Origin of the sequence: Arthrobacter sp. B2a2-09 (genome assembly GCF_027587375.1) — a bacterium.
Classification (GTDB): domain Bacteria; phylum Actinomycetota; class Actinomycetes; order Actinomycetales; family Micrococcaceae; genus Arthrobacter.
This window is the reverse complement of sequence record NZ_JAMXIC010000008.1, coordinates 1-24,700: the sequence shown is the minus strand read 5'-3', so window position 1 is coordinate 24,700 and position 24,700 is coordinate 1. Positions and strand designations below refer to the sequence as shown.

The 24,700-nt window shown below is 61.8% G+C and carries 24 protein-coding genes, 1 pseudogene and 1 riboswitch; of the genes and pseudogenes, 11 read left to right on the top strand and 14 right to left on the bottom strand.

Going from position 1 to position 24,700, the window contains the following annotated elements; all coding sequences use genetic code 11:
- Positions 1-78: 78 nt before the first annotated feature.
- Positions 79-1,059: a LacI family DNA-binding transcriptional regulator gene (locus tag NFJ07_RS10895; RefSeq protein WP_269994287.1), complete on the bottom strand. Its 981-nt coding sequence runs from the start codon at positions 1,057-1,059 to the stop codon at positions 79-81.
- A gap of 170 nt (positions 1,060-1,229) precedes the next feature.
- Between NFJ07_RS10895 and NFJ07_RS10890 the strand changes: the two genes are divergently transcribed.
- From NFJ07_RS10890 to NFJ07_RS10870, 5 genes are all read left to right on the top strand, one after another.
- Complete coding sequence (locus tag NFJ07_RS10890; RefSeq protein WP_269994286.1) at positions 1,230-2,531, top strand: sugar ABC transporter substrate-binding protein; 1,302 nt, start codon at positions 1,230-1,232, stop codon at positions 2,529-2,531.
- A gap of 2 nt (positions 2,532-2,533) precedes the next feature.
- A complete protein-coding gene (locus NFJ07_RS10885) occupies positions 2,534-3,478 on the top strand; it encodes a carbohydrate ABC transporter permease (protein WP_269994285.1) in 945 nt (314 codons plus the stop codon).
- Positions 3,475-4,338 (top strand): carbohydrate ABC transporter permease, encoded by an 864-nt coding sequence (locus tag NFJ07_RS10880; protein ID WP_269994283.1) that lies wholly within the window; start codon positions 3,475-3,477, stop codon positions 4,336-4,338. The genes NFJ07_RS10885 and NFJ07_RS10880 overlap by 4 nt, the downstream gene beginning before the upstream one ends.
- 84 nt (positions 4,339-4,422) lie before the next feature.
- Positions 4,423-5,331 (top strand): nucleoside hydrolase, encoded by a 909-nt coding sequence (locus tag NFJ07_RS10875; protein WP_269994282.1) that lies wholly within the window; start codon positions 4,423-4,425, stop codon positions 5,329-5,331.
- Positions 5,332-5,360: 29 nt separating this feature from the next.
- Positions 5,361-6,371 carry a ribokinase gene (locus tag NFJ07_RS10870; protein WP_269994281.1) on the top strand — a complete coding sequence of 337 codons (1,011 nt, stop codon included), beginning with the start codon at positions 5,361-5,363 and terminating at the stop codon, positions 6,369-6,371.
- 744 nt (positions 6,372-7,115) lie between these two features.
- Here NFJ07_RS10870 and NFJ07_RS10865 read toward each other — a convergent pair.
- Together NFJ07_RS10865 and NFJ07_RS10860 are read right to left on the bottom strand one after the other, a co-directional pair.
- A complete protein-coding gene (locus NFJ07_RS10865; protein ID WP_269994279.1) occupies positions 7,116-8,522 on the bottom strand; it encodes an LCP family protein in 1,407 nt (468 codons plus the stop codon).
- A 115-nt stretch (positions 8,523-8,637) separates the two neighbouring features.
- Entirely contained in the window at positions 8,638-10,275 is a 1,638-nt protein-coding gene (locus NFJ07_RS10860) for an Nramp family divalent metal transporter (RefSeq protein ID WP_269994277.1), read from the bottom strand.
- 335 nt (positions 10,276-10,610) lie between these two features.
- Positions 10,611-10,786, bottom strand: a riboswitch (M-box (ykoK) riboswitch).
- 47 nt (positions 10,787-10,833) lie between these two features.
- Here NFJ07_RS10860 and NFJ07_RS10855 point away from each other — a divergent pair.
- Together NFJ07_RS10855 and NFJ07_RS10850 are read left to right on the top strand one after the other, a co-directional pair.
- Positions 10,834-11,199 (top strand): ArsR/SmtB family transcription factor, encoded by a 366-nt coding sequence (locus NFJ07_RS10855; protein WP_269994276.1) that lies wholly within the window; start codon positions 10,834-10,836, stop codon positions 11,197-11,199.
- On the top strand, positions 11,196-11,663 hold the full coding sequence (locus NFJ07_RS10850) for a peptidase (RefSeq protein ID WP_269994275.1): 468 nt from the start codon (positions 11,196-11,198) through the stop codon (positions 11,661-11,663). Before NFJ07_RS10855 ends, NFJ07_RS10850 begins: the two co-directional genes overlap by 4 nt.
- A gap of 86 nt (positions 11,664-11,749) precedes the next feature.
- Here the strand turns inward: NFJ07_RS10850 and NFJ07_RS10845 are convergent, their stop codons facing one another.
- From NFJ07_RS10845 to NFJ07_RS10835, 3 genes are read right to left on the bottom strand one after another with little or no spacing between them, the layout of a single operon-like run.
- On the bottom strand, positions 11,750-12,478 hold the full coding sequence (locus NFJ07_RS10845; protein ID WP_269994273.1) for a hypothetical protein: 729 nt from the start codon (positions 12,476-12,478) through the stop codon (positions 11,750-11,752).
- A gap of 14 nt (positions 12,479-12,492) precedes the next feature.
- Positions 12,493-13,302 carry an ABC transporter permease gene (locus tag NFJ07_RS10840; protein ID WP_269994270.1) on the bottom strand — a complete coding sequence of 270 codons (810 nt, stop codon included), beginning with the start codon at positions 13,300-13,302 and terminating at the stop codon, positions 12,493-12,495.
- Positions 13,299-14,228: an ABC transporter ATP-binding protein gene (locus NFJ07_RS10835; protein ID WP_269994269.1), complete on the bottom strand. Its 930-nt coding sequence runs from the start codon at positions 14,226-14,228 to the stop codon at positions 13,299-13,301. Before NFJ07_RS10835 ends, NFJ07_RS10840 begins: the two co-directional genes overlap by 4 nt.
- Positions 14,229-14,361: 133 nt before the next feature.
- On the opposite strand from NFJ07_RS10835, the gene NFJ07_RS10830 reads away from it, so the two are divergent.
- A complete protein-coding gene (locus tag NFJ07_RS10830; protein ID WP_269994267.1) occupies positions 14,362-14,877 on the top strand; it encodes a DUF2127 domain-containing protein in 516 nt (171 codons plus the stop codon).
- Between the two features lie 23 nt (positions 14,878-14,900).
- Here the strand turns inward: NFJ07_RS10830 and NFJ07_RS26035 are convergent, their stop codons facing one another.
- The 8 genes from NFJ07_RS26035 to NFJ07_RS10795 form a co-directional block, all read right to left on the bottom strand.
- Positions 14,901-15,080 carry a CGNR zinc finger domain-containing protein gene (locus NFJ07_RS26035; RefSeq protein WP_442865344.1) on the bottom strand — a complete coding sequence of 60 codons (180 nt, stop codon included), beginning with the start codon at positions 15,078-15,080 and terminating at the stop codon, positions 14,901-14,903.
- A 387-nt stretch (positions 15,081-15,467) separates the two neighbouring features.
- The gene (locus NFJ07_RS10825) at positions 15,468-16,652 is read right to left on the bottom strand and encodes an aminotransferase class V-fold PLP-dependent enzyme (protein WP_269994266.1); all 1,185 of its coding nucleotides are present in this window, start codon (positions 16,650-16,652) and stop codon (positions 15,468-15,470) included.
- Positions 16,653-16,713: 61 nt separating this feature from the next.
- Positions 16,714-17,190 carry a RidA family protein gene (locus NFJ07_RS10820; protein WP_269994265.1) on the bottom strand — a complete coding sequence of 159 codons (477 nt, stop codon included), beginning with the start codon at positions 17,188-17,190 and terminating at the stop codon, positions 16,714-16,716.
- A gap of 76 nt (positions 17,191-17,266) precedes the next feature.
- Positions 17,267-18,430 (bottom strand): ArgE/DapE family deacylase, encoded by a 1,164-nt coding sequence (locus NFJ07_RS10815; protein ID WP_269994263.1) that lies wholly within the window; start codon positions 18,428-18,430, stop codon positions 17,267-17,269.
- 16 nt (positions 18,431-18,446) lie between these two features.
- Positions 18,447-19,232 carry an amino acid ABC transporter ATP-binding protein gene (locus NFJ07_RS10810; protein ID WP_269994262.1) on the bottom strand — a complete coding sequence of 262 codons (786 nt, stop codon included), beginning with the start codon at positions 19,230-19,232 and terminating at the stop codon, positions 18,447-18,449.
- The gene (locus NFJ07_RS10805; protein ID WP_269994261.1) at positions 19,229-20,167 is read right to left on the bottom strand and encodes an amino acid ABC transporter permease; all 939 of its coding nucleotides are present in this window, start codon (positions 20,165-20,167) and stop codon (positions 19,229-19,231) included. The genes NFJ07_RS10810 and NFJ07_RS10805 overlap by 4 nt, the downstream gene beginning before the upstream one ends.
- A gap of 1 nt (position 20,168) precedes the next feature.
- Positions 20,169-21,065, bottom strand: a complete 897-nt coding sequence (locus NFJ07_RS10800; protein WP_269994259.1) for an ABC transporter substrate-binding protein — start codon at positions 21,063-21,065, stop codon at positions 20,169-20,171.
- Between the two features lie 34 nt (positions 21,066-21,099).
- A complete protein-coding gene (locus tag NFJ07_RS10795; protein WP_269994474.1) occupies positions 21,100-22,245 on the bottom strand; it encodes a pyridoxal-phosphate dependent enzyme in 1,146 nt (381 codons plus the stop codon).
- A gap of 92 nt (positions 22,246-22,337) precedes the next feature.
- Between NFJ07_RS10795 and NFJ07_RS10790 the strand changes: the two genes are divergently transcribed.
- From NFJ07_RS10790 to NFJ07_RS10780, 3 genes and pseudogenes are all read left to right on the top strand, one after another.
- Positions 22,338-23,306, top strand: a complete 969-nt coding sequence (locus NFJ07_RS10790; protein WP_269994257.1) for a LysR substrate-binding domain-containing protein — start codon at positions 22,338-22,340, stop codon at positions 23,304-23,306.
- Positions 23,303-23,548, top strand: a complete 246-nt coding sequence (locus NFJ07_RS10785; RefSeq protein ID WP_269994255.1) for a hypothetical protein — start codon at positions 23,303-23,305, stop codon at positions 23,546-23,548. Before NFJ07_RS10790 ends, NFJ07_RS10785 begins: the two co-directional genes overlap by 4 nt.
- A 232-nt stretch (positions 23,549-23,780) precedes the next feature.
- A pseudogene (locus NFJ07_RS10780) lies at positions 23,781-24,700 on the top strand (DUF222 domain-containing protein); the annotation flags it as partial.

Sequence of the window (24,700 nt, the reverse complement as noted above, 5' to 3'; positions counted from 1 at the left end):
TCCGGGTCGTTCTGGTGGTAGGGATGGATCTTTATGGGCGACGTACAGCGGTTCGCTCAGCCGGGCAAGGTTGTGCGGTCAGGCCTTGGATGACTTTCGAACGATCAGTTCGAAATCGAAGATTTCATTCACGATCGGGTCGTCGGCTGACCTGTCCACGAGAATCTCGACCGCCCTCCGGGCGATGGCTTGAGTGGGCTGGCGGATGGATGACAGAGGGGGCACGGAATAGGCGGATGCCTCGGTGCCGTCGACGCCGATCACCGCGAGTTCTCCCGGGACGCCGAGTCCGAGGGAATACGCAGCGAAGAGCACCCCGTGAGCCTGTTCGTCAGTGGTGGCGTAAATGGCGCGCGGGGCATCTGCGGAGCGGAGCCACTCGGCGGTCACTTCGGAAGCTCCTGCCCTGGAAATGGCGGAGGCTCGTTCGGTCACACGGACCGCTGTTCCGGAAACTGCGCGTGCGAATCCTGCGGCATGCTGCCTGGTTCCTACGGAGTCGACCGGCCCATTGAGCAGTCCTATGCTGTCGTAGCCCTGCTCAAGCAGATGGCGTGTCGCAACATATGCAGCTTGTTCGTAGTCGATGGTCAGTGATGATGCATGTTGCGCCTCTGAGAGCGGGTGGAGTGCGACCACCGGCAATCGGGCCGCATGGGCGGGCTTGAGATCGGGTTCATCCAGAAGAGAGATGAGAATGAGGGAATCAACCTGGCGCTCGATGAAGGTTTCGATGAGGCGGTGTTCCTGGTCCTCAACCGTCGCGGAGTCGCCGATAAGCAGGAGGTGGTCCCTACCGGCCGCCGCGACCTCCACCGCCCGGGCAAGTTCCGCGAAGAACGGGTTGGCAATGTCCGGAACAATCAGTCCGATCGATCGGGTCTTGCCTGCACTCAGCGCCCGAGCCAGCGCGTTGGGTTTGTAGTCGAGCTCCCGGGCAGCCCTCAAAACCCGCTCCCGCGCATCGGCTGACACAGCCCGGGGGCCGTTGTTGAATACGTAGCTGACGACCGCGTTGGACGTTCCCGCCAGTCTTGCGACGTCTCTTGCTGTCGGCATTGTTCCCTCTCTTCCAGACATCGAACTCTAACCGCATAGACGTTTTGATCATACCGACTGATCCAGCAGATCGGATCGCGAAGAAATCTCTTGTCAAACCATTCACCCCGGGGTAGTCTAACCGGTTAGATGCTCCATGGCATCGCATCCCCACATCAGAAAGGCTTCCCGTGAAGCGCAAACTTCTCGCGGCGACGTCGCTGCTTGCGGCCGGAACACTCTTCCTTGCGGGCTGCTCGGCGAGCTCCCCGAATTCCGGCACCGCAATCGGAAGCGAAGGCTCCGGAACCGGAACCGTGAACCTGCTTGGCCCCGAAGATCCCGCGACCCTTGCGCCGGTCATTGCGGCATTCAAGGCAAAGAACCCGGACATTACCGTCAAGTACTCCCAGGTGCCCTTTGACCAACTCAACCCGACGCTGGAGCAACGCCTCGGCGCAAAAGACGACACGATCGACGTTTACACCGTGGACCAGCCGCGTTTGTCGCAGCTTGCTGCCCAGGGTTTCCTCGAGGATCTCAGCAGCCTGAAAGGCCAGACCAAAGCAGCCGTACCTGACGCGCAATACAGCGTGAATCTGTACCAGGACAAACTGTGGGCCTTGCCCGTATGGAATTCAACGCAGCTGCTGTTCTTCAACAAGAAGGCCCTCAACGCTGCCGGCGTGAAGTACCCATCGATCGACCCGGCGCAGCGCTTGACCTGGGAGCAGGTCGTCAAGGACGGCAAAGCCGCGCAGGCGGCAGGAACCCAATACGGGCTCCTTCTGGAACAGGTCGAGTCCTACTACCAACTGCAGCCACTGGCCGAATCTGCCGGAGGAGGTTCCGGCATTACCGGCGACAAGATGCTCACCACCGACATCAACAACCCGGGCTGGGAAAAGGCCATGCAATGGTACGCAGACACCTTCTCCTCAGGACTGTCCCCTCGCGGCGTAGGCGGATTCCAGACCAGTCCTATCTTCACCTCGGGCAAGGTGGCCTACTTTGTCGGAGGGCCGTGGGACATCGGCAACTTCGCCAAATCAAACATTGACTGGGGCGTAGCCCCGATGCCGTACTTTGCCGGCGGAAGCCAAGCCACCCCGACCGGTTCCTGGTCCTGGGGCATCAACCCGGCATCGAAGAACAAAGCCGCGGCCAAGAAGTTCCTGGAATTTGCCTCCCTTGACCCGGCAGGCAACCTCTCCACCACTGACGCGACGACCATCATCCCTGCCAACGCGGCTGCAACCGCCCAGTACCTCCCCAAACTCGAAGCCCTCGGCGGAGACAAGACCAAGGGACTGGCCGGCCTGATCGCCCACGAAAACACCGAGACGGCAAAACCGCGTCCGGTGAGCGTCGGCTACATCCAGTTCGAAGAACTCATGGGCAAGGCCTTCGCGGACATCCGCAACGGGTCCCCCGTGAGTGAGCGGCTCAAGCAGGCTGCCCAGCAGATCAACGATGCTTGGAAGCAGCTCTAACCATGTCACCCTCGCAAACAACTGATCGTCGAGCTGCAGCGGAAGGGCGGGCCGCCTTCGCGCGGCCCGCCCGCCGCAGGCGGCAGGCGCCACTAGTAGCAGTAGCGGCAGCCTTTCTGGCCCCGGCCTTCATCAGCCTCCTCGTGTTGCGGATCGCGCCCGCGGCGGTGGCCCTGTGGGAGAGTCTGTACCGACAGAGCTTCCTCCGAGGCGGGACGGTCTTCGTCGGCGTTGAAAACTACGCGGATCTCTTCGGCAACGCGGACTTCAACAACGCCCTGCTGGTCACCCTCCTCTTTTCCCTCGTCGTGAATCCGCTCCAGATCGGTGCCGCGTTCCTGCTCGCGGTGCTCTACACCAGGAAGGCCGCAGGCGCGAAGATCTGGCGATCCTTGGTGGTCCTGCCGATCGCCGTCCCTCCCGCGGTCTCGGCAGTCGTGTGGAGCGTCATTTACCGGCCCGACGGATTGGGCAATTCGTTCCTCTCGCTGCTGGGCCTGCCCGCGCAGCCGTTCCTGACCTCGCCCCAGCAATCACTGGCCTCCATCATGGTGCTGTTGAGCTGGATCGGCGTCGGCTACTGGATGCTCTTCCTGATTGCCGGCATCAACGACGTTCCGACCGAACTCTACGAAGCAGCGTCCATCGACGGCGCCTCGGCGTGGCGGAAACTGTGGTCCGTGACCCTTCCCCTGGTACGCCGCCCGCTCGCCTTTGTCCTCGTTGCCGACACCGTCTCCAACTTCCTGATCTTTGCCCCCGTCCAGATCCTCACCAAAGGCGGGCCGTCAGGATCCAGCAACCTTCTCATGTACGACATTTACACCCGCGCCTACACGCTCGGAGACCTCAGCAAAGCCCAAGCAGAAGTGATCATTCTCGTGCTACTCACACTCGTCATCGTCGCCGTGCAGTTCCGGCTACTTCGCAGCTCTGATACCGCATGAGCGCCGAAACTGCCCAAGCCGGAATCACCAGACGGCGCACGGTCGCCTACCTCGGACTGAGCGTGCTGGGGGCCTGCATCGGCCTCCTCTTCCTGCTCCCCCTGTGGTGGGCATTCGTGAACTCCCTTCGCCCTGGCGGCGATACATTCCGCTACCTGAATCCCTTGCAATGGGAGACGTTCTTCACCGCGACACCCACACTGGACAACTACGCCACCCTCCTGCACAGCGATCTCGGTCTGGCAACGCTGAATTCGATCATCGTCAGCGGCATCACCGTGGTCGTGGGACTGGCCATATGCTCCATGGCAGCGTTCGCCCTCGCGGCCATTCCCTTCCGCGGAAGCGGCGCGGTCTTCATCGTCGTCGTCGTAAGTTTTCTGATCCCGTTCGACGCGATCGCCATCCCCCTGGCAAATTTGTTCCGCGACTGGAACCTCCAAAACACCTACGCAGGGTTGATCCTTCCCGGTCTCGGAAACGGAATGGCCATCTTCCTGCTGCGGACCTTCTTCCTGGCCATCCCCAAAGATCTCGTCGAAGCCGGTCGGCTGGACGGCCTGGGATGGTGGGGTATCTTCCGCCGCATCTACCTGCCGTTGTCGGTACCGTCACTCATCGGGGCCGGCCTGACGCTCTTCCTCTTCCAGTGGCAGTCCTATGTCTGGCCGCTCCTGAACGGCACCGACGCCCAACACATCCTGGGCCCAATCGCACTGTCGAACATGCAAGGGCAATTCAACGTCGACTACGGAGTGATGTTCGCCGGCTCCATGGTCCTGACGCTGATCCCTTTGGCCATCATCATTGCCTTCCAGCGCTACTTCATCCAGTCGGTATCCACCACCGGCCTCAAATAGCCTCGCTGTGCCCCGCACCCTGTGCCGCACCGGCCAGGCACCGGCACAGCCATGCCCAACACACGATCCTCTAAGGAAGACACCATGGGTGCACTGCACCGCATCATTCTCGACACAGACATCGGATCCGATGTCGACGACGCCCTCGCCCTTTCCCTCATACTCGGCTCCCCGGAGGCCGAACTCCTCGGAGTGACCACCGTTTACGGAGACACCCTTCTTCGGGCCAGACTCGCCAAACGGTTGGGAAAGCTCGCAGGGCGCAACGTGCCTGTGTATTGCGGGATCGGAACACCCCTATCAGGCCGCGAAGTCTGGTGGCCTGGCCACGAAGGGTCCTTGCACGAGGAACTGGAGACCGAAAGCATCCAGGACGAAGACGCCGTCAACTACCTCTTGCGGCAGGTCTCTGAACACCCCGGAGAAATCGACATCGTCGCCATCGGCCCGCTGACCAACATCGCAGCAGCACTCCAAGAAGATCCAGCTTTCGAGCGGAATGTGCGGCACCTGTGGATCATGGGCGGAGCCTTCGGCATGGGTGAAGCCGAGCACAATTTCCGCAGCGACGACCTATCAGCTTCGATCGTTTTTCGATCCAACCTCAACATCACCGTCACCGGGCTGGAAATCACCCGCAAAGTTGAAATGCGCCGCGACCAACTGGTACTCATCGCCGCGGCAGGCCCACTGGGAAAGGCGCTGGACGCAGACATCCGCCAATGGTGGGCATTCTGGAACGAAGAATGGAATGTGCCCCACGACCCGATCACAGTCCTGACCCTTCTCCGGCCTGAGCTTTTCAGCTTCTCCTCCCCAGGACGGGTCTCCATTGCCGGACGAGACGACTCCGCTGGACTCAGCACGTTCACACCGGACCCGGCCGGGCGCGCCCGAATCGTCTCGGATATCAACCATGAATCCGTCGCTGAACAGATCACCACGCGGATCGTCAACGCCGGTTCAACACTGCTGAACCGGCCCGCAGAATGACCCGGCACAGAAAGGACCAAACGCACTCCATGACGACCCCCATTATCCTCGACGTCGACACCGTGACAGCAGACCAGCACACGAAGGACCGAGTCGTCGTGGTCGGATCCATGAACATGGATCTGACCGTCCGCACGGCGAGGCTCCCCGCCCCCGGAGAGACAGTCATCGCACACGGAATGGACCGACATCCCGGCGGCAAGGGCGGAAACCAGGCCGCTGCGGCGGCACTGCTCGGCGCCTCCGCCCACCTGATCGCCGCCGTCGGAGACGACCCCGAGGGCACATTCCTCAAAGACTCCGCCGCGTCAGCAGGGGTGGGGACCAAATGGATCTCGACAGTGCCCGAAACCGCCACCGGAACGGCGCTGATAGCAGTCGACGACAAGGCCGAGAACTTCATCATGGTTTCCCCGGGTGCCAACAGCCAGCTCACCCCGGAGCATGTCGATGAGTCGCTCCGCGCGCTCCGCCACGCGGCCGTGCTGAGCCTCAGCCTCGAAGTACCCGTCGGCACCGTCCTCGCCGCGGCACAGCTGGCCAGGATGATGGGCGCAAAGACACTCCTCAACCTTTCGCCGTACTCGCCGGGCGCTGCCAAGAGCATCGTACCGATGACTGATGTCCTGGTCCTCAACGAGACTGAAGTCCTCGCCGCTGTCGGCATGATGCGCCTTCCAGAGGACCGTACATGGGAAGTTATAGGTGCTCTGCTTGGTGAACTGGGAGCCAAGAACGCCGTCGTGACTTTGGGCTCCGCAGGCGCCGTCGTCCTTGAGGGACTCCAGATCTGGCCAACCGTTCCACAGTTCATCCCTGCCGCGAAGGTGACCGCTGCCGACACAACAGGATGCGGAGACGCCTTCGCCGGCGCGCTGGCAGCGGAGCTCGCCCGTGGGGCCGACCTCACCCCAGCCGCGAAGGTGGCCAGTCAGGTCGCCGCCTACGCAGCAACCGGGCTAGGCGCCCAAAGCTCGTACCCGAGCCGTCGGCAGCTCGCCGACTGGGTTACCGGAACGGCGGCTTCCAACATTCGCTAACTGAAATGACCCTCCCCAGGGCGGCGCCTCTCGGGGCTACACGCGGGCGACTGCGCCGTCAAACGGCAGTGTGACCGACGACCGTTCGTGCCCTAAGGGCTGATTGCAGTGTGGAGTTTGGCGGTAAATGGCGGCGTTCTGTGATCGCTCGGTGGCGCGCTCCTGGACTCAGTGTCGTCTTACATCCCATGGGATTCGCGACACGGGACCTGACTCGTGCTGAAGTGCGGGGCTGGTGCGGCGGCTCCTGGCACGGAAGCGATCGAAGTCGCGTGCACCAACAGTCCCGGAATCCGGGCCGTACTCATGGGCCCGATAGGAGTACCCAGCCCAAATCTTGGGAGCCACCAGCGCGACACGGTTCTGGGCGAGTCGCTAGGCAGGTTCCCGAACCGAGGCGGCCCCGTCCCTGTCAAAGATGGGTGCGATATTGGCCTTCTAGGAAGTCCGCCAGCCTTGGCTCATAAGACATTCGCAGCCAGCTCACGCTGCATATGACTGTTTCTCAGAGTCCTGCCCGCAGCATCGGCGTTCGGTCATTTAATCGCGAGAGCGACCTGGACGCTTGTGTCCGACACGCTGACAAGCATCAGAAGGGTTCTCACGCACGTCTCATAAAAGTTCAGCTTTCCAAGACAATTCGTCCGACCCGGGAACCTTGGACTCTGAATCGCATCGATAGGTGGCCGGCTTTTGGCGGCGCTAAATGCCCCACCTCAGTCGTCTTGATCTGAAGTGCCCCCGCTATTTGACGCAGGGAATGGCACCACCTTGGAGGGCCCCGGTGGAATCCGCGTAGACGTTGCCTGCAGGTGCTGACGGGGTGGCTGGTGCTTGGTTTGCAGCCCCTGGGGCTGGTGCTGCAGGAGGTGCGGCTGCCGCAGGCGAGGCAGCCGCCGTCGTCGGGGTCGCCGTCGGCGTCGTTGCAGGAGCCGGCGGGACCGGGGTGAGAAGGTCCTTGACGGTTGCCTGGATCTGGTTGATGTCCACGGTGTTGATGGAGGCGCCATCCGGGGACGTTCCGAAGCCTGTGATCGGCAGGGTGGAGAAGGAGATGTTGCCACCGGTCAGGGACGTGGCCTGCTGGGCAAGTTCAATGAGGTTCAGCTCCGAATCCACCACGATGTTCTTGCTCACGGCATCCAGGACACCTTGCATTTTCCCGATATCGGTGAAGGTCCCGGCGTCTTTGAGCTGGTGGGAGACCGAGGCGATGAAGGCCTGCTGCCGGCGTTCACGGTCCAGGTCCGAGAAGAGGTACGTCGGGTCCGACGTGTCACGGCGCTGACGCACGAAGGCCATGGCTTGTTTGGCGTTGATCTGCTGCATGCCCGCTTTGAAGTCGGCCCCGGAGAAGGTGTCCTGGGTGGCCTTGTTCACGCACACGGTAATGGGTGCGATGGCCTGGGCTGTCTGGTAGAACGCGGCCATGGTGACTTCGAGGAAGTGGTCGATGTGCACGCTGCCCAGGAACTTGGTGACGGTAGCTATTTCGGCTTTGCGCCCGGCGTCGCGGGCCGCCTGGTAAGTCGTGTCGTCGTCGGGCTTTCCCGCGTTGATCAAGGAGGTCTTCTCCGCCGCGAAACCGTAGCCGTATGCCTCTTTGATTTTGGCTTTGAACGGGCCGCTGCCCGGTATGCCGTCGACCTGGACGTAGTCGTCCCGGGGAATGGAGATGCCGGCCGCTTTGGAACCGTCCGCGGGGATGTGGATGAGCATCAGGACATTGGAGTTGTAGCCGCCGATATTCTCATCCCCCGCGTGCAAGGCGTCATACATCTCCGGAGGAAGAGGCTTGCCCTTCTCGTCAACCCTTGTATCCAGACCCATGACCAGGATGTTCGTGTCCTGGCTCAGCTTCGGAACCGCTTGGGGCAGCGTTTTCAGATCTTTGAGAACGTCCGAGCGATGGACGTTGTTGTTGACCGAAACCGCCGTCGCGCCCACATAGGTGACAGCGGTGGCTGCGGCCAGGGCCACGGCGGCCACGACCGCCGTGGCCGAGATCAGGATGATGGATTTGCGCCGGGACTTGCGTCGCATATGGCGAGGACCTACGGAGCTTGCCTCCCCGCCGGATGACCGGCGGGGAGATTCGCTGGGCGATCCGCCGGGCGATCCGCCGCGGAGGCGGTGACGCCTATCATTCATGAAATTCTCCTGTCCCCGCCGGGGTTGGCGTGGTGGCTGGGTCCGCGGCGCGACCAGCGGGTAAGCAGATTGTAATCGGCGATCCCGGTAATGGCCTCGATGACCCGGGAAACCATCAGGCGCCAAGCGCGAGCTGGACCACCCGGACGATGACCAGGATCATCGCGATCAGCAGATACGTGCGCAGAACAGTCAGGCCGATCCGATGTCCGGTGGACAGTTTGGGGGCGGTGAGCAGGGCAATCGGGGGCATGCGCCAGGTCGATCGCTGTGACCGGTCGACCGTATCGGGGCTGGGCGCTGCGGGGTGGATCCTCCGGTAGATCAGGAACACAGCCCCGGCGACGGCGGAGAGCGCGGCGCCTCCGACAAGGATGCCCAGGATAGCGTCCGAGCCCATGTCCGGGAACAACACCCCGGCGGTCAGGACCAGGGAAAGGATCACCAGGACCGCGATCACTGCCGACGTGAAGATGTTCATGAACCGCCCGTTAACCCAAGGTCCCAGCACCTGCTTGTCATTGCACAACAGCAGCAGGAACACCGTGGCCGAGGGAAGCAGGACCCCGGCCAGCACCTGGACCCCGACCGTGAGCAGACCCAAAGGGCTGCCAGGGATTAGGACCACAATGGCCGAGAGGAGCAGGACTCCGGCGAACACCGCGTAGAAGCCTTTGGCGTCGGAGACTTTCCGGTGAAGCGAGTGCTTGAGCCCCAAAACGTCGCCGAGGGCATAGGAGGTGGAAAGCCCGACGGCGGCGGCCCCGATAATCGAGGCATCGATCAGTGCCAGCGCAAACAGGACACCGGCAACCTTTCCGACGTGCTGTTCGAGGCCGACGGCGACACCGCCGGCGTCGGTGAAGTTGCCGAACTCCGGGGTGCCGGCAAACGTTGCCGCCGTGAAGGAAATGATCGCGGCTGCGCCCACGATGACGATGACGATTCCCAGCCAGAGATCGGCCTTCTCGTACTTCAGGAACCGCGGGGTGATGCGCTTGTCGATGATGTAGGACTGCTGGAAGAACAGCTGCCATGGCGCCACGGTGGTTCCGACGATCCCGATGATCAGCAAAGTCACCGTGGACAGATCCGCGCCTTTGGGCATGCCGGGAACGACGAAGTCGTGGGCGACTTGTCCGACGTCGGGATGGACCATGAAGATGATCGGCACCAGCAGCAGGGACCCGGCCACCAGGGTCAGGCAGACACGCTCGAAGCGCTTGAAGGAACCGGTGCTCGCGGCGCCCACGATCACCGCGGTGGCCAGGAGGATTCCCGGGATCTTGGGGATGCCCAGGTAGTCCAGGCCCAGGCTGATGCCGATGAATTCGGTGACGATGGTCAGGGCGTTGAGGATGAACAGGTCGATGACGCTGAACGCGCCCCAGAATTTGCCGAACCGCTCCAGGATCAGGCGGGCATGCCCCACTCCGGAGACGACGCCCAGGCGCAGCACCATTTCCTGGTTCACATACAGCACTGGCACCAGTAGCAGCAGAGTCCACAGCAGCGACGTTCCGTAGTTCTGTCCGGCCTCGGTGTAGGTGCCGAACGCGCCGGCATCGTTGTCGCCAACCATGACGATCAGCCCGGGTCCGATGATCGCCAGCAGGGTCTTCAAGCGTGCTTTGATGCCCGAGCGCGGCCTTTCGTCGTCGATGCGGATGGTGCCGAAGGCACCCTTGATGTCACCGACATGGGCTGTGTCGAGGGCTGCGGAGGGTGCTGGCAGCGTCTTGGTTTCGGTCATGATGCACCGGCCTTCTGCCCGGAAACGGGCACAAAAAAGTCATGGATAAGCCTCACCGAGCCATAGGGCGTGGGCGGGCGTTGTTCAGCAAAGGTTGTTGCGTAAGGGGGGCACGTTGTGTGCCGCTTGGATCAGGCTCCGCTTGGATCAGGTTCCGGCGTACCGGAAGGAATCAGCGCAAAGTTTCAGGAGGCTGAAACGGAGTCCTTCAGGAGGCTGAAGCCGAATCCGGAAAACGGGACGGGAGACTGGGTTTATGACCATCGTTCATGATGGAACCGTCACCTCCTGCTGCCGTTGGACGCGCCGCGGGGAGGGCGGGCATAGAGACCCGCACATGCGCCTCCTCGTAAGACCTTTGGCACTTCGCGGCGTGAACCCGGACTGTGTCCAGGAGCCAATCGGGGCCACCCCTTAATGCCGGGGCGGCCTGTCCTGACCCGGGGCGTCTCTCGACGTTGGGGGTCGCTGGCATGTTTCCGCGAAGGAGCCTCAGCTAACGAACGGCACCTTGCTCAATATATATACCTCATTTTATCCGTATGAAACAATATAAGCATGGATGCAGATAACGCTGTGTGCGGCCGGGAGCCGGACAGCCAGTACGTCGAGCTAGCTGTCGAGGTCTTCGCGATGCTCGCCGACGCCACCCGGGTCCGCATCATTCTTGCGCTGCGCGACGGCGAATTGCCCGTCAACCAGCTCGCGGAACTTGTCCAAAAATCCCAGGCAGCCGTGTCCCAGCATCTGGCCAAATTGCGCCTCGGGCGCGTTGTCACCACAAGGCAAGCCGGGACCCGCGTGTACTACCGCCTCGCGAACGAGCACGTCCGCCAACTCGTCACCGACGCCATCTTCCAGGCCGAACACTCCCTTGACGGAACACCCCGCCACCATCACGCCGACATCATGGGCGAGGTGTGAGCCGGCAGCCCGCGATGGCGAGCCTTACCGGCGTCGTGGTTCAGATCCCGGGCCACGGCAGCTTCACGGTGACCGCGGAAGCAGCGATGATGATCGATGTTTTCGGCGGAACCCTGCACTGCTATCAAGGTTCTGGTGGCTGCCGCAAACAAGGGCTGTACTTTTCCCGGACGGAGCCCAAAAAGTACCTTCGTTGCCTCGTCAACGAACTGCCCGGCCGGGGGTCCACCATCGGCCGGAACGACGCACAGGAAATAGCCATGAGTGTCAGCCGCGACCTCGCACCGAAGCTGGATGGGGCGGTATTGGATTTCGGCAGCTACAACAAAATGCAGCGGTTTGTCTGGTTATCGCTACCGGGCGTCCCTGGACCCGCGTGTACGTGCCGCAGATCCGTCGGCGCCCCGGCCGGAAAGCGCTCGCCCTGCCTGGACGACGCCGGCGTCGGGCTCTGCGACATCTGAATTCCTAGGAAGCTTTACCGAGTTCATCCTTCCAACGCATTCGCTGCCTCTTTGAAACACATGCGGCTGCAGCCTTGCTTCTCCCTCTAGCGGCGCTTGAGCATCACCGCGACTGCGGTCCCGATGCTCACGACGACGGCGAGGACCCCAGGTCCGGTCACGGCCTGACCACGCCAGCCCTCCCATGGTGCGGCGGTCGGCAAAAGCAGCACCGCGGTGATCGCGGCCGGCACGAGCACCGCAATGTTGACCGCCAGCCGCATCCGGCGTCCCGCCGGCTCCGGTTTCCCTCGCTTCTGCAGGACGGTGCGGCGCCGCCAGTCCTCGCCTATTAGCCGGGGTACCCGCCTCACGTATGCGACGACGTGCACTGCGATGGTGGCGAGCCAGATCAGGAAACTGACAACGTGCACCCGGATCAGGATCTCTGGGGCAGGCCCGGTGATGGCCAAGGCGATGCCGCTGCCGATCAGCGCGACCGTCGAGGCAACGAGAATCGGCGCTATCACGCGCAGCAGCGGCCGGGGCGGGCCCTTGCGGCGATAGGCCGGATGCCGCGTGTAGTAGCGCATGAATCGCCAGCCGGTGCTGGCGGTCTTGGCCACGACCGGGCCTGCCAGGAGCACGCCAACGAAGAAGTGCGCGACCATCAGGCTGCCCAGCGTCGGAACGGTGGCGACTTCGGCCACCGACAGCACCAGCACCACAGCACCTATCAGTGCGGTCAGGCGCTCGTTGCCGACGACGCCGGACGGCTCACCTCCCGCTCCGGGCGCTCCCGCCCCTGCGTGCTGTTCGGCTTCCTTTTCGGACATCGCGTGCTCCTTTGTCACGCGGTGACGTCCTGGCGTGGGAACACGACGGCGCCTGCCACCACGAAGCCAACTATCCACAGGAGGGCTGCTCCCAAGGCGGCCGGATAGCCTTGGGGAGGCGTCGGGCCCACCAGGGGCACGGTCGTCCCCACAATGGTGTTGAACACCCGGCCGGGGAACCACTGGGTGACCTGCGGCAGAACCACGGCGATGATGCCTTCGACCACCAGGATGTAGGCCAGGGCGATCCCGACGCCGGCCGCGACCGAACGGGTCAGCACGGCGATGAGCATGCCCAGGGCGCTCACCCCGATGAGGCACAGCACCTCGTTGCCCAGGAACGCCAGGAAGACGCTCAGCCCTTCCGCGGAGGTCCAGGCGGTCGTCTGAATCCCTTGTCCTTGCGCAAGGATGAGGATGAATGTTCCGCTGATGAGCAGGGTAAGCAGCATCGAGAGCAGCACAAAGAGCACCAGCGCCAGCATTTTGCCTGCCAACCAACGCAGGCGGCGCGGTTCACAGACCAACAGGTTGCGCAGCGTCCCCTGGGACCACTCCGCGGCGAGATTGGCGGTCACCATCACCAGCGCGACGGCAATGATCAGAGAGCGGGCCTGACCAATGATGGAGACCAACCCTTGCGGTGTGTGGAACGCGGCAATCAGGCCGGTCATCTCACGGCCGGTGGCTCCCGACGCGATCTGGTGGAACGTCAGATAGGCGATAAGGGTGCTCACCGCCAACATCACCCCCGCGACCGCCAGAACACTCCAGCGGCGGAACTTGAGCACTTCGCTGCGAAACGCACGGATCACGGAAATCATGAGCGGTCTCCTTTCACCAAAGCCAGAAACAGCTGTTCGAGGCTGGCCTCTTTCACTCGGATTATCAGGTCCGGCGCGCCGGCTTCCTTCGCCAGCCGGTTTAGGGTCTCAGCGAAACCGGCAGGACAGGCGATCCGCAAGGCCTGGTCCTCCCTCGTGACCGAGTAGCCGGCCTCATCCGCAATGCGGGCCGCCAGATCCAATTGGACCGCATCCTGGGCTTCGACCACCACCTCTACGCTTTGGGCCAGCAGCTCGCGGGCCGGTCCGCAGAACAGGGCTTTCCCCTGATTGAGCATGATCAGCCAGTCGGTGAGCTGTTCCAACTCGCCGAGCATGTGGCTGCTGAGCAGGATGGTTTTCCCCTGGGCGGCCAGGCGGCGCAGCAACTCACGAATCCCGATGATGCCCAGGGGGTCAAGGCCATTGGCTGGTTCGTCGAGAATGAGCAGGTCCGGATCAGGCAGCAGGGCCATCGCCAACCCAAGACGCTGCTTCATGCCCAATGAATACGTTCCGACCCGGTCACGCGCCCGATCGGAGAGTTCCACCATCTCAAGCAGCTCGCCCACGCGGGAACCGGGATAGCCGCCAAGACGGGCGAGCACCTCCAGATTGGTCCGCCCGGAAAGACCCGGATAGAACGCCGGCGCTTCGACTAGTGCCCCAACACGCGGCAGGTAGCGTTCGGGCTCGGCGAGGGGGTAACCCAGAACCATGGCGCTGCCCGCATCGGATCGCACCAGCCCCAGGAGCAGGCGGATGGTGGTGGTCTTGCCTGCCCCATTGGGACCAATAAAACCCGCGATGGTTCCGGCAGGCACGCGGATGGTCAGGTCATCGACGGCGGTATGCCTGCCGAAGTGCTTGCTCAGGCCATGTGTCTCAATGGCGAAAACCCTTGAAGGTTCAGTGGAGAGGGGCATGGCTACCTCTTGGGATCTTTCTGCGGGAAGCATAGTGCAAGACGTCCGTCCAAAACACCCCCATTCCCGCATAGTGAGGGGCCGCAGTGTCCACACGAGAAAGAATGTATCTTGAGGTACCGAAGGGAGTGAGATGAGTACGAATCCACCGCGAACTACCCTGCTCGACCGGACATTTCGTGTCAGCCTCATCCTGAAGGGCCTGGACGGCGTTCTGGAACTGATCGGCGGCATCCTTCTTTTGGTGGTGACGCCCCGGCAAATCGGAGATCTGGTCCGGTTCCTCACCCAGCACGAACTCGCCGAAGACCCTCACGACTTCCTGGCGAATAGCCTGCTGCACCTGAGCTCCAACCTCTCGGTATCGGCGTCGTTGTTCGGTGCCATCTACCTGCTGCTCCACGGCCTGGTGAAAATCGTCCTGGTCTGGGCCGTCCTGAAGGACAAGCTTTGGGCCTACCCGTGGATGATCGCGTTCCTACTGGTCTTCATCATTTACCAGGGCTATCGGATCGCGGTGGCCTTCTCCTGGGGCCTTGTCCTCCTGACGGCCTTCGACATTTTCATCGTTTGGATCACCTCGCGTGAGTACCGCATCCACAGGGCGCGAAATCAACAGGCCTCCCCCACGGCTCAGCCGGCCGACTAGTTATGACCTGGACCGGCCAGTCGCTAGGGTTTCTTCTCTTCTTCTCTTTGCCGAAAGTTGGCTGAGTGTGTTCTTGCGGCGCACCCCCTTCCTGTGCAGTATCGGCGGGATTGGTTCTTCGTCGAATCGAAAAAGAGCCTGTTGCAGGTTCCTGCATCACAGGTCCTGATGCTGGCAAATCGGCCCTCATGGACTATCACCATGAGGGCCGAAATGGTGGAAGCTACTAGGACGGACGCGGCATCCGTTGCGGGCGGAGCTTCAAATCCCGGCTCCCATATTCCGATTGCATTTCGACTGAGTCGGAAGGAAAGTTTCATTTCCTCCGATAATGAATTGAGGGTCCGCGCTAGTTCATCGAGACCACAGTGGATACTGACAAGTATTCTTTCGCAGAGCAGAATCCGACTCCTGTTGTCTATCCGACTCAGCGGTTCAGCGGTGGCACCAGCCAGGACGTTCGAGCAAGCATCGGTAAGTTCTTCATTTTGCCAGTCGTCCCTGCACGCTTGAGCCGCATTCAGAATCTCTATGGCGTGCTCTATGTCAAGGTATTTACCGGTTCCACCACCGAGTGCCACCGCTACAGGTCAGCGTGCTCGACTTGCCAGATCACTAACCGCTCGGACTGCCTGGGCGATCTCATCTTCCGTGTTGTAGTAGTGGGGCGAGAGGCGGATTAGGGGGTGAACTCCCCGGTCTTCGGTGTCGAACTGCGTCTGCTCCGGGGCGGTAGTGGAGACGTTGATGCCTTGTTTTCCCAACATCGCGGCCGCAACGTCGGTTGGAATGTTGTCGATCTTTGCGGTGACGATGGCACCCTTTCTCGCACCCAGATCGTACGTAGTCACTCCCTGGATTGCGTCAAGCTGGCCTCGCAGAGATGCGCCGAGCTCGGTGCATCTTGGTCCGATGGCTTCCATTCCGATGTCCAGGGTCTGACGAACTGCCGTGCTGAGTCCGAGGATGTTGGAGTAGCTGTATTCCCACGTCTCGAAGCGGGTCGCGCCGGGCTGCCATTCAAAGCCGCGGTCTCCATTCCATGTCGCTGAGGCAATTTCGGCAACGAATGGCTCAAGATGCTCCAGGGCGCTGGTCCTGACCCACAGGAACCCGATGCCCCGGGGCCCACGGAGATATTTTCGGCCCGTTGCCGTGAGCATGTCGCAGCCCAGCGCTTCGACGTCGACAGGAATTTGGCCCACCGATTGGGTTGCGTCGAGAAGGAACGGCACTCCGGCTTTTCGGGCGATCTGCCCGATCGCTGCCGCCGGATTGATGAGACCGCCGCTGGTCGGTATGTGGCTCACTCCGATGAGTTTTGTCCGGTTGTCGATGAGGTTTTCCATGGCATGGAGGTCGAGCTGGCCGTGTTCGTCGTTGGGGACGATGACTATTTCCGCGCCGGTCCGTTGCGCTATCTGTAGATAGGCCAGAACATTGCTCCCGTATTCCGCCCGGCCAGTGAGAATTCTGTCGCCTCTTTTGAAAGACATCGAGTAGAAGGCGGCATTCCAAGCGTGTGTTGAATTGTCGAATAGCGCGATCTCGTCGGCTCTTCCGTTGATCAGCTCCGCGATGTTCGCGTAAGTCTGCGCGATCCTCTCTCGTTCGCTGGCTGCGGCCTCGTAACCGCCGATGCTCGCCTCCAGTTCCAGGTGGCCGGTCATGGTGGTTAGTGTTTCACGCGAAAGGAGTCCTGCGCCGGCGTTGTTCAGGTGGATACGGTTTTCGCATCCGGGTGTTGCTGCTCGGATCGCCTGGATATCAAACATGGGGATTATTCCTTAAATGGTTCGTACATTGGTGCTGGGGCGGCTCGCCTGCAGTGTGCGGTCACCGGACTTCAACAACAATTTCCACTTCGACCGGCGAACCCAGCGGCAGCTCGGCCACGCCGACCGCGGAGCGCGCATGCACGCCCTGGTCTCCGAAAATCAATCCCAAGACATCGCTGGCGCCATCAATTACCCCGGACTGTCCTGTGAAGCCCAGCTCGGAGGCTACGAAGCCGACGACCTTGACGACACGGACGATCGAATCGAGATCAAGCAGGTCCGCCACAGCGGCCACGGCGTTGAGCGCGCAGATGCGGGCGAGCTCGTAGCCAAGGTCCGTGCTGATCCCGTCCCCCAACTTCCCGATCGATTCGAGCTTGCCGTCCACAAGAGGGAGTTGGCCGGAAGTGAATACAAGGTTCCCGGTGCGTACCGCCGGGGCGTAGCTGGCTAGCGGGGCGCTTACCAGGGGCAGTTGAATGTTGAGGTCGCTAAGGCGTCCCCGGACGGTACCTTCGAGTGCGTTCGTGTTCAATGTGTTTCCTCCATTGGTTGATAGTGGGCACAGGCCTTCCCGCGGATTGCCGGTGGTCCTGCGCCGGTGGGTTCCGTCAGCCGCAGAAATCCCTCACGGTTTCGGTCAAGATACGGGTGACATCACGCAGGGACTCCACGGATGCCCACTCGGTGGGGGCATGGGCACCCCCGCCCTCCACACCGAACAGCAGGCATGGGATGCCCCTCTCGGCGAGGAGGGCACAGTCCGTCCAGAACGGTTCCCCGCGGAGGCTCGCAGATCTGCCTAGAACGCGTTCCGCCGCGTTCAGGGTTGCCTGGACGATGGGCTGGTCGAGTTGCGTTTCGAAGGTTCTTCCCGACTGAGCCCGCCGTAAGTTGTAGCGGAAGTCTGGATCCTCCTCCGAGACTTCAGCAAGGATTGCGCTGAGTTCCGCCTCGGCGGTCTCGGGTGTCTCACCCGGTACCGTCCTGCGTTCGACGGAGACAGTGCAGCGGGCCGGGTAGCTGGACAGCTCTTCCCCACCGCTGATCAATGAGGCGTGGATGCTTCCGTTGCCCAACATGGGGTGGCCATGTCCGGTAGCGAGTTGCTTTGCCAGCCGGTCCAGCCCGACGAGGAACCGGCCGGTCCTGGCGATCGCGTCCGTGCCCAGATCAGGCCGTGATCCATGCGCAGCTATGCCTTCCACGGTGACCTCGAACCAGACAAAGCCCTTGTGGGCGATCGTGACTTCCAAGTAACTGGGCTCTGAGACGATCGCGGCGTCAGCGCTAAATTGCCCCAGGACTTCCTTCGTGCCAGCGCTTGCGTACTCTTCGTCCGCCACCAGCGCAAGAATGATGTCCCCGCGGTGACCATCTTCTGCCACCGTCGCTGCTGCAACCATCATCGCGGCCAATCCGGATTTCATATCGAACGCTCCGCGCCCGTAAATGTTCCCGTCTTTGACGACCGGGAGGAGCGGGTCTCCCTCGTAGCCTTTCAGCGTGACCGTGTCGAGGTGGCCGTTCATCATCAGGCTGCGTCCGCCCCCGGTTCCTCTCGCGATAGCGACGATCGAGGGTCGCCCTGGCCTGGCTTCCAGCCGGTGGATGTCGAATCCTCTCCGATCAAGCCATCGGCTGACATAGTCGGCGATTTCCGTTTCGCCGGGAGATCCCGGCACCAGATCCGGGTTGGAGGAGTCGATGGCGATCAGATCGGACAGCAAGGTCACTACGGATTCCATGGTGCAATCGTCGTTTGCCTGCGTCATTTAGCGTTTCCCTCGTCTATCTGACTGAGGCCAGGAAGGCCTTGGTACGTTCATGGGCGGGTGCGGTGATTACCTGGCGCGCCGGCCCGAGCTCGACGATTTGCCCGCCGTTAAAGAAAGCGACCCGGTCTGCCACGTCCTTGGCGAAACCCATTTCATGGGTCACGACAACCATGGTCATGCCGCTTTTGGCCAGTTCACGCATCACATTAAGTACGTCGCCGACGAGCTCCGGGTCCAGCGCCGAGGTGGGTTCGTCAAAGAGCATGAGCTTTGGACGCATACATAATGCCCTGGCTATGGCCACACGTTGCTGTTGTCCACCGGAAAGGTGACGGGGATACGCGTTCGTTTTGTCAGCCAGCCCGACCTGTTCGAGCAGGCCTGCGGCCCTTTTGACCGCTGCGGCTTTGGATTCCTTCAGGACCCTCGTAGGAGCCTCGATGAGGTTTTCCATCACTGTCATATGCGGAAAGAGATTGAAGTGCTGGAAGACCATGCCGATCTCGGCGCGGCGACGGCAGATATCCGGGTCGGCAAGTTCATGGAGTCGGCCGTTTCGTTGCTCGTAACCGACGACCTCACCGTCCACCCAGAGCCTGCCGCCATCGACCGTTTCAAGATGGTTGATGCATCTCAGGAACGTGCTCTTGCCCGATCCGGAAGGACCGATCAAGCACAACACTTCACCGGCTTGGACCTCGAGATCGACGCCTTTCAGGACCTCGATCCGCCCGTACGACTTATGTATGTTCTCCGTCCTGAGCATCGGTCGGCTGGGGTGGGATGGCGTTGCAGTCATTTTTTCTTCCTGTCCGTCACCGGTGCCAGCGGCTTCGCGTGTGTGCGGAAAAAGTGGCGGATTTGTTGCAGAGGTGTCATTGGCATGTTCTTTGTGCCGCGTGCGAAGTGGCGTTCGATGTAGAACTGGCCTGTGGACAGGATCGTTGTCGCGAGGAGGTACCAGATGCTGGCTACGATCAGCAGCGGAATGGTCTGGAAATTTCTCGAGTAAATGATCTGGGACGAGTAGAGAAGATCTGGAACTGCGATCACACTCACCAACGAGCTGGTCTTAAGAAGTCCTATGAATTCATTTCCGGTGGGCGGGATAATGACGCGCATGGCCTGAGGAAGGATCACTCGGTACATGGTCTGGAATTTCGTCATCCCCAAGGCAGCCCCGGCTTCGTTTTGTCCACCGTCGACGGCGATAATGCCTGCCCTGACGATTTCAGCCATGTAGGCGGCTTCGTTTAGACCGAGCCCAAGGATCGCCGCGGCGAAGGGAGTAATAAGGGCATTTGCATCCAGGGAAACTCCCGGGATTCCGAATGAGATCACCGGGTACAACGCAGCCAGATTGAACCAGAAGAGGATCTGGACCAGCACGGGCGTCCCCCGGAAGAAGGACGTGTAGGCGAAGGCCGCGCCGCGAAGGATGGGATTTGCCGATTGCCTCATGATGGCCAGGACGATTCCAAGGATGATACCGATGGCCATGCAACTGACCGTCAGCAGCAGGGTATTGAGCAAGCCATTCAGAATGGAGACTTGGCCAAGATACTGTCCGACGGTGGTCCACCCGAACCGGGAGTTGGTGATGACCGACTGGAGGAAAACGGCGGCAACGGCAACTATCACCGCTGCAGCGGCCCATCTGCCAAGATGTCGCCGGGGTACGACCGGAAGGTCCTCAGCGTCGACGCGCTGGACCGTGATTTGGGGCGTCGTCATGTCAGGACCCCGGCGTCATCAGAGTTTCGACGGGCAGTTTCCAGGTTTTGGCGATCGCCGCGTAAGTACCATCCTTGATGAGGCCGTTGACGGCTTCCGTTAGTGCGGGAATCAGGGGCGAGCCCTTGGGCAAGGCAATACCCAGCTTGGACGGCTTGTACAAAGGACCCGAGACCAGCTCAAATGCGCCGTTGGACTGCTCTCCCTGATATGCGACCCCGACGCTATCGGCCATGAGCGCGTCTACCCTGCCGCTGCTCAGAGCCAGGTTTGCATCATTCTGTGTGGCGAAGAGCTGGACGTCGATCGCGGGTTTCCCGGCACTGGCGCATTTGGCCGTCAGCTCCGGCAGGTCGGTCAGGGCCTGCACGGTTCCCGTTTGGGCTGCGACGTGATGACCGCAGAGCGAAGCAAAATCCATGCTCAGGTTTTCAGGGTTTCCCTTCTTGACTCCGAGCCCGGACCCCGACTTCATGAACGGCACGAAGTCGACAGTCTTTTCTCGCTCGGGGGTGATGGTGAAGTTGGAGTTGCCGATGTCGTATTTGCCGGCCTGCAAGCCCGGCAGAATTGCGGCGAAGTTCGTGTTGACCTTCTGGCTTTTCAACCCCATCGCAGCGGCCACGGCGTCGGAAAAATTCGCGTCGAATCCTGTGATGGTGGTGTTGTCAGTGTCGAAGAACTCGAACGGAGCGTAGGAGGCATCCATCGCGAACACCAGTGTGCCCTTCGATTTCACGGCAGCAGGAACGAGTGCAGCAGCTTTCTCGTTGACCTTGACGGCCGGGGTCGAGGCAGGGGTCTGTGCAGCGCCGGCTGTAGAGACCGGCGATGAACAACCAGTGACTCCCAGCATGAGGAGTATGGGCAGGAGTGCGAGGGGTTTGGGAGTTCGCATGTCGAAGTTCTTTCGTTGGTTGGGTGGGGAAATTTCAGTGGATCGAATCTGGTGCTTCGGTGTTGACCAGAACAACAGTGGATTGTGCGTCGAGACCGAGACGATGTTTCCGTTCTGCACTGCCAGGACCGGCCAGAATCAATCGAAGTCCGGCAAGGCAGGCGGCACCTCCGGCGCCCAAGCAGGGTTGGTCGTCGGTGTTGTGAGCCATCGCGGCCAGGGCTGCAGCGTCCGAAACCGCCATGGCAGCGTCAAGTCCATTCCTCAGGAATGGCCACGCAAGGGGTGAGGGTGTCTGGGCGTTCAGTTCTGACAAGCGTGTGTTGGCTGGAGGGAGCGACTGCAGTCGCTGTTCGCGCAGGCTTGCCAGGACGGCCGCGGCTCTCTCGGCTTCCACGCTCAGGATTGAGGGCTGCAGGTTCGCCATCTGGCCGCGATAGTGTTGGACCGCCGTCTGGGCCAACGATCCGACTCCTACGGGAACAGCGAGAAGGCTCACGGGCGGTGTCCCTGTGGAGCTCAGCTGCAGGTCCAACTCGAGAAAGATCGTCTGATATCCCTCTGCGATCCAACGTGCAACATCCTCGTACCCTGCCCAGGAGGTGTCCTGCACCAGCAGCGTCCGCCGTTTCGCATGGACGTAGTTGACCGCTTCGGTCATGGCATCCTCGTAGGATCCCGGCACGGTAGCGACTTGGGCTCCTTCGGCGACGATGCACTCCATAGTCGACTCCGCCGCGTAGGAGGGCGCGAATACTTTGGCCGCCAATCCCAGTGCGGAAGCCATCCAGGCAACTGCCAGGCCATGATGGCCCTGAGTGGCGGTCACGAGAGTGAAGTTGCCCAGTTCAGCTGCCGCGTCAAGAAGCTCGTCAAAGGTCTGAATCGTTGACGCGCCCAATGTCACTGAAAGGAGGCGGCAAACGGCCCACGATGCGCCGAGGACCTCGTAAGAGCCCAGCCCCAATCGAACCGCCTCGTTCTTGACGAAGACCCGTCCCACCCCAAATTCCTCCGCCAGATGGTTGGCAGGAATTAGCGATGTTGCAGAGAATCCCGGGATTGTTAGGTGGAAATCGGGTGCGCCACTTTGGATGGGGGCGCACCGCCAAGTCCGCGCTTCAGGAGCGATATACGCGGTTTCGGGGCCCGTGGATCTCAACAGTGCCGCGGTTGTCATTTCCATGTAATTAGGGTCACACGAGACAATCATTTCGTATATCAAAAGCTTCTTTGAGATATCGTTAAGAAAACCGGGATGGAGACCCACCTTTGTACGACTTGCGACGCTTGCAGATACTTCGAGAGCTTCACCGTCGCGGCACGCTTTCCGCGGTGGCCGCCGCATTGTCCTACAGCACCTCGGCCATTTCGCAACAGCTTTCACAGCTGGAATCGGAGGTCGGAGTCCCGCTTCTGGAACCCGATGGCCGGCGGGTCAGGCTGACAGCCCAGGCACGCATCCTCGTCGCCCATGCCGAGACAATCCTCAACCAGCTAGAAAAGGCGAGATCGGACATTGCAGCTTCCATGGATGTTGTTTCCGGAGCGCTACGCGTCGCCGGGTTTCAAACAGCTGCACTTAACCTGCTGCCCGAGGCCATCGCCTGGATCACGAGAACCTACCCAGGGATCGAGGTTCTCCTGACTCAGGCAGAACCGGATGAAGCCATCCCGGGCGTTCTCGCGCGGGAATTCGACTTGGCCATCGTCGAGTCGTTCCCGGGTCAACCATTGGTCCAGTCCGGGGCCACCGAACGCCACCTTCTCTTCGAAGACGCGATGCGGCTCGGGATTTCGGTCTCAGATCCTCGAGCGAGACGCGGCCTGCTCCTGGAGCAGTTTGCGAGGGATCCCTGGATTATGGAACCGACTGGAACTCCCGCGCGAGAATGGGCGGTCGACGTCTGCCGAAAAGCCGGCTTTGAACCGCGCGTGCAATACGAGTCTCCCGATATGTTTGTTCATCAGCGGTTCGCCTCTCAAGGCCTTGCATTGGCTTTCCTGCCGGATCTCATGTGGGCGAACACGACTCCTGGAGTGGCGTTGCATCTGCTTCGGCCCGGAATGGCAAGAACCGTTTACACCGTTGTCCGATCGGGTGCTGGCGGTCATCCCGTAATCCGGGCTTTCCATGACGCGCTGATGATAGCCCTCAAAGGTGCCACGTCCACCGTCCTGCGGAGTCTCGAGTCGGTGGCTGGACCGGCTGACCATTCCAATCTCGACCCAGATCGGTGATTGAGCGGGCACTCCGGCATGTCGCGGAATCCAGTAAGGCGCTTCATCAGGTAGATGACGGCACCGGCCACGGCGACCCCGGCCGCAGCCGCGGCGTCGCCGGCGGTATCGAGACGGACGGCGCGCATGTTCAGATCGCCGCCGGCCTTGTTGCCGTCGTCACCGTCCCCGCCGAGAATAACGGCACCCACGAACATCACCATGGCAATCCCGCTGACAATGAGCGCCGGCAGCCCAGGTGATGGCCATCGGATATCCCGGCGGACGATCGGGGCTCGGCGGCAGCTTGGACACCCGGAGTGCCAGGCGGCGGCCCATCGAGGCGCGCAGGATCGACCCCTGCTCCCTGCTGAGGGGGTTCGATTCACAACGCGTACATCAGCTTTCCTGAAAATTTCTACCAATTTTCCTGCTTTTCGGCGGGAAGGGGCTCTCCGACCCTATTTTGTCGTACCCCTCTGGAATGCTCGTTTTATGGACGGCATTCAAGGAACCCCGGCGGTGGAGGACCTGATCTTTGCCGTGAACTCGTTTGGTCAAGCCTCCAGTTCCCGGCTGGCCGACGGCGGGGAACCGGCCGACGGCAGACTGCCGCACTGTGCCTTGCTGATCGAGCAGTTGCGTGGGCTTGAGGATTTGAAGTCCGCTATCGCGGGTCTCCAGGCCCGGATTGCGGTCGCGTTCGACGGCGCCCAGCGCAGCACCGAGGCAGATCTGGGCATCCCCGCCGACGAGCGCGGACGCGGTGTCGGAGCCCAGATTGCCCTGGCGCGGCGGGAATCCCCCGCCCGCGGATCCCGGCACCTCGGATTCGCGAAAGCCCTCGTGACCGAAATGCCGCACACCCTCGCCGCCCTGGACACCGGACAGCTCAACGAATGGCGCGCCACCCTGCTCGTCAAGGAAACAGCCTGCCTGAGCCCCGAAGACCGCTGCGCCGTCGACGAGGAACTCGCCGCCGACACGGGAGTCTTCGACGGCGCCGGAGACAAGGCCATCATCTCCGCCGCGCGGGCCGCGGCCTACCGGCGGGATCCCCGCTCGGTCACGCAGCGTGCCAGCCACGCCGCCACCGAGCGGCACGTCAGCCTGCGCCCGGCCCCTGACACCATGACCTATCTGACCGCGCTCCTTCCCGTCGCCCAAGGCGTGGCCGTGCACGCGGCCCTGTCCCGGCACGCCGACACCCTCCGCAACGCCGGAGAGACTCGGACCCGGGGCCAGATCATGGCCGACGCCCTGGTCGAACGCACCACAGGCACCCCGGGAGGCATCAGCGGGGTGGAGGTCCAGCTCGTCATGACCGACCGCACCCTGTTCCAGGGCGACAGTGAACCCGCCCGCCTCCCCGGCTACGGCATCGTCCCCGCCGGCTGGGCCCGGACACTGCTCGC

What these genes read in the sequence shown, in the direction of transcription:
- NFJ07_RS10895 (WP_269994287.1), bottom strand. Translation starts at nt 1,059, where the DNA reads ATGCCGACAGCAAGAGACGTCGCAAGACTGGCGGGAACGTCCAACGCG.
- NFJ07_RS10885 (WP_269994285.1), top strand. Translation starts at nt 2,534, where the DNA reads ATGTCACCCTCGCAAACAACTGATCGTCGAGCTGCAGCGGAAGGGCGG.
- NFJ07_RS10880 (WP_269994283.1), top strand. Translation starts at nt 3,475, where the DNA reads ATGAGCGCCGAAACTGCCCAAGCCGGAATCACCAGACGGCGCACGGTC.
- NFJ07_RS10875 (WP_269994282.1), top strand. Translation starts at nt 4,423, where the DNA reads ATGGGTGCACTGCACCGCATCATTCTCGACACAGACATCGGATCCGAT.
- NFJ07_RS10870 (WP_269994281.1), top strand. Translation starts at nt 5,361, where the DNA reads ATGACGACCCCCATTATCCTCGACGTCGACACCGTGACAGCAGACCAG.
- NFJ07_RS10865 (WP_269994279.1), bottom strand. Translation starts at nt 8,522, where the DNA reads ATGAATGATAGGCGTCACCGCCTCCGCGGCGGATCGCCCGGCGGATCG.
- NFJ07_RS10860 (WP_269994277.1), bottom strand. Translation starts at nt 10,275, where the DNA reads ATGACCGAAACCAAGACGCTGCCAGCACCCTCCGCAGCCCTCGACACA.
- NFJ07_RS10855 (WP_269994276.1), top strand. Translation starts at nt 10,834, where the DNA reads ATGGATGCAGATAACGCTGTGTGCGGCCGGGAGCCGGACAGCCAGTAC.
- NFJ07_RS10845 (WP_269994273.1), bottom strand. Translation starts at nt 12,478, where the DNA reads ATGTCCGAAAAGGAAGCCGAACAGCACGCAGGGGCGGGAGCGCCCGGA.
- NFJ07_RS10840 (WP_269994270.1), bottom strand. Translation starts at nt 13,302, where the DNA reads ATGATTTCCGTGATCCGTGCGTTTCGCAGCGAAGTGCTCAAGTTCCGC.
- NFJ07_RS10835 (WP_269994269.1), bottom strand. Translation starts at nt 14,228, where the DNA reads ATGCCCCTCTCCACTGAACCTTCAAGGGTTTTCGCCATTGAGACACAT.
- NFJ07_RS10830 (WP_269994267.1), top strand. Translation starts at nt 14,362, where the DNA reads ATGAGTACGAATCCACCGCGAACTACCCTGCTCGACCGGACATTTCGT.
- NFJ07_RS26035 (WP_442865344.1), bottom strand. Translation starts at nt 15,080, where the DNA reads ATGGTGATAGTCCATGAGGGCCGATTTGCCAGCATCAGGACCTGTGAT.
- NFJ07_RS10825 (WP_269994266.1), bottom strand. Translation starts at nt 16,652, where the DNA reads ATGTTTGATATCCAGGCGATCCGAGCAGCAACACCCGGATGCGAAAAC.
- NFJ07_RS10815 (WP_269994263.1), bottom strand. Translation starts at nt 18,430, where the DNA reads ATGACGCAGGCAAACGACGATTGCACCATGGAATCCGTAGTGACCTTG.
- NFJ07_RS10810 (WP_269994262.1), bottom strand. Translation starts at nt 19,232, where the DNA reads ATGACTGCAACGCCATCCCACCCCAGCCGACCGATGCTCAGGACGGAG.
- NFJ07_RS10805 (WP_269994261.1), bottom strand. Translation starts at nt 20,167, where the DNA reads ATGACGACGCCCCAAATCACGGTCCAGCGCGTCGACGCTGAGGACCTT.
- NFJ07_RS10800 (WP_269994259.1), bottom strand. Translation starts at nt 21,065, where the DNA reads ATGCGAACTCCCAAACCCCTCGCACTCCTGCCCATACTCCTCATGCTG.
- NFJ07_RS10795 (WP_269994474.1), bottom strand. Translation starts at nt 22,245, where the DNA reads ATGACAACCGCGGCACTGTTGAGATCCACGGGCCCCGAAACCGCGTAT.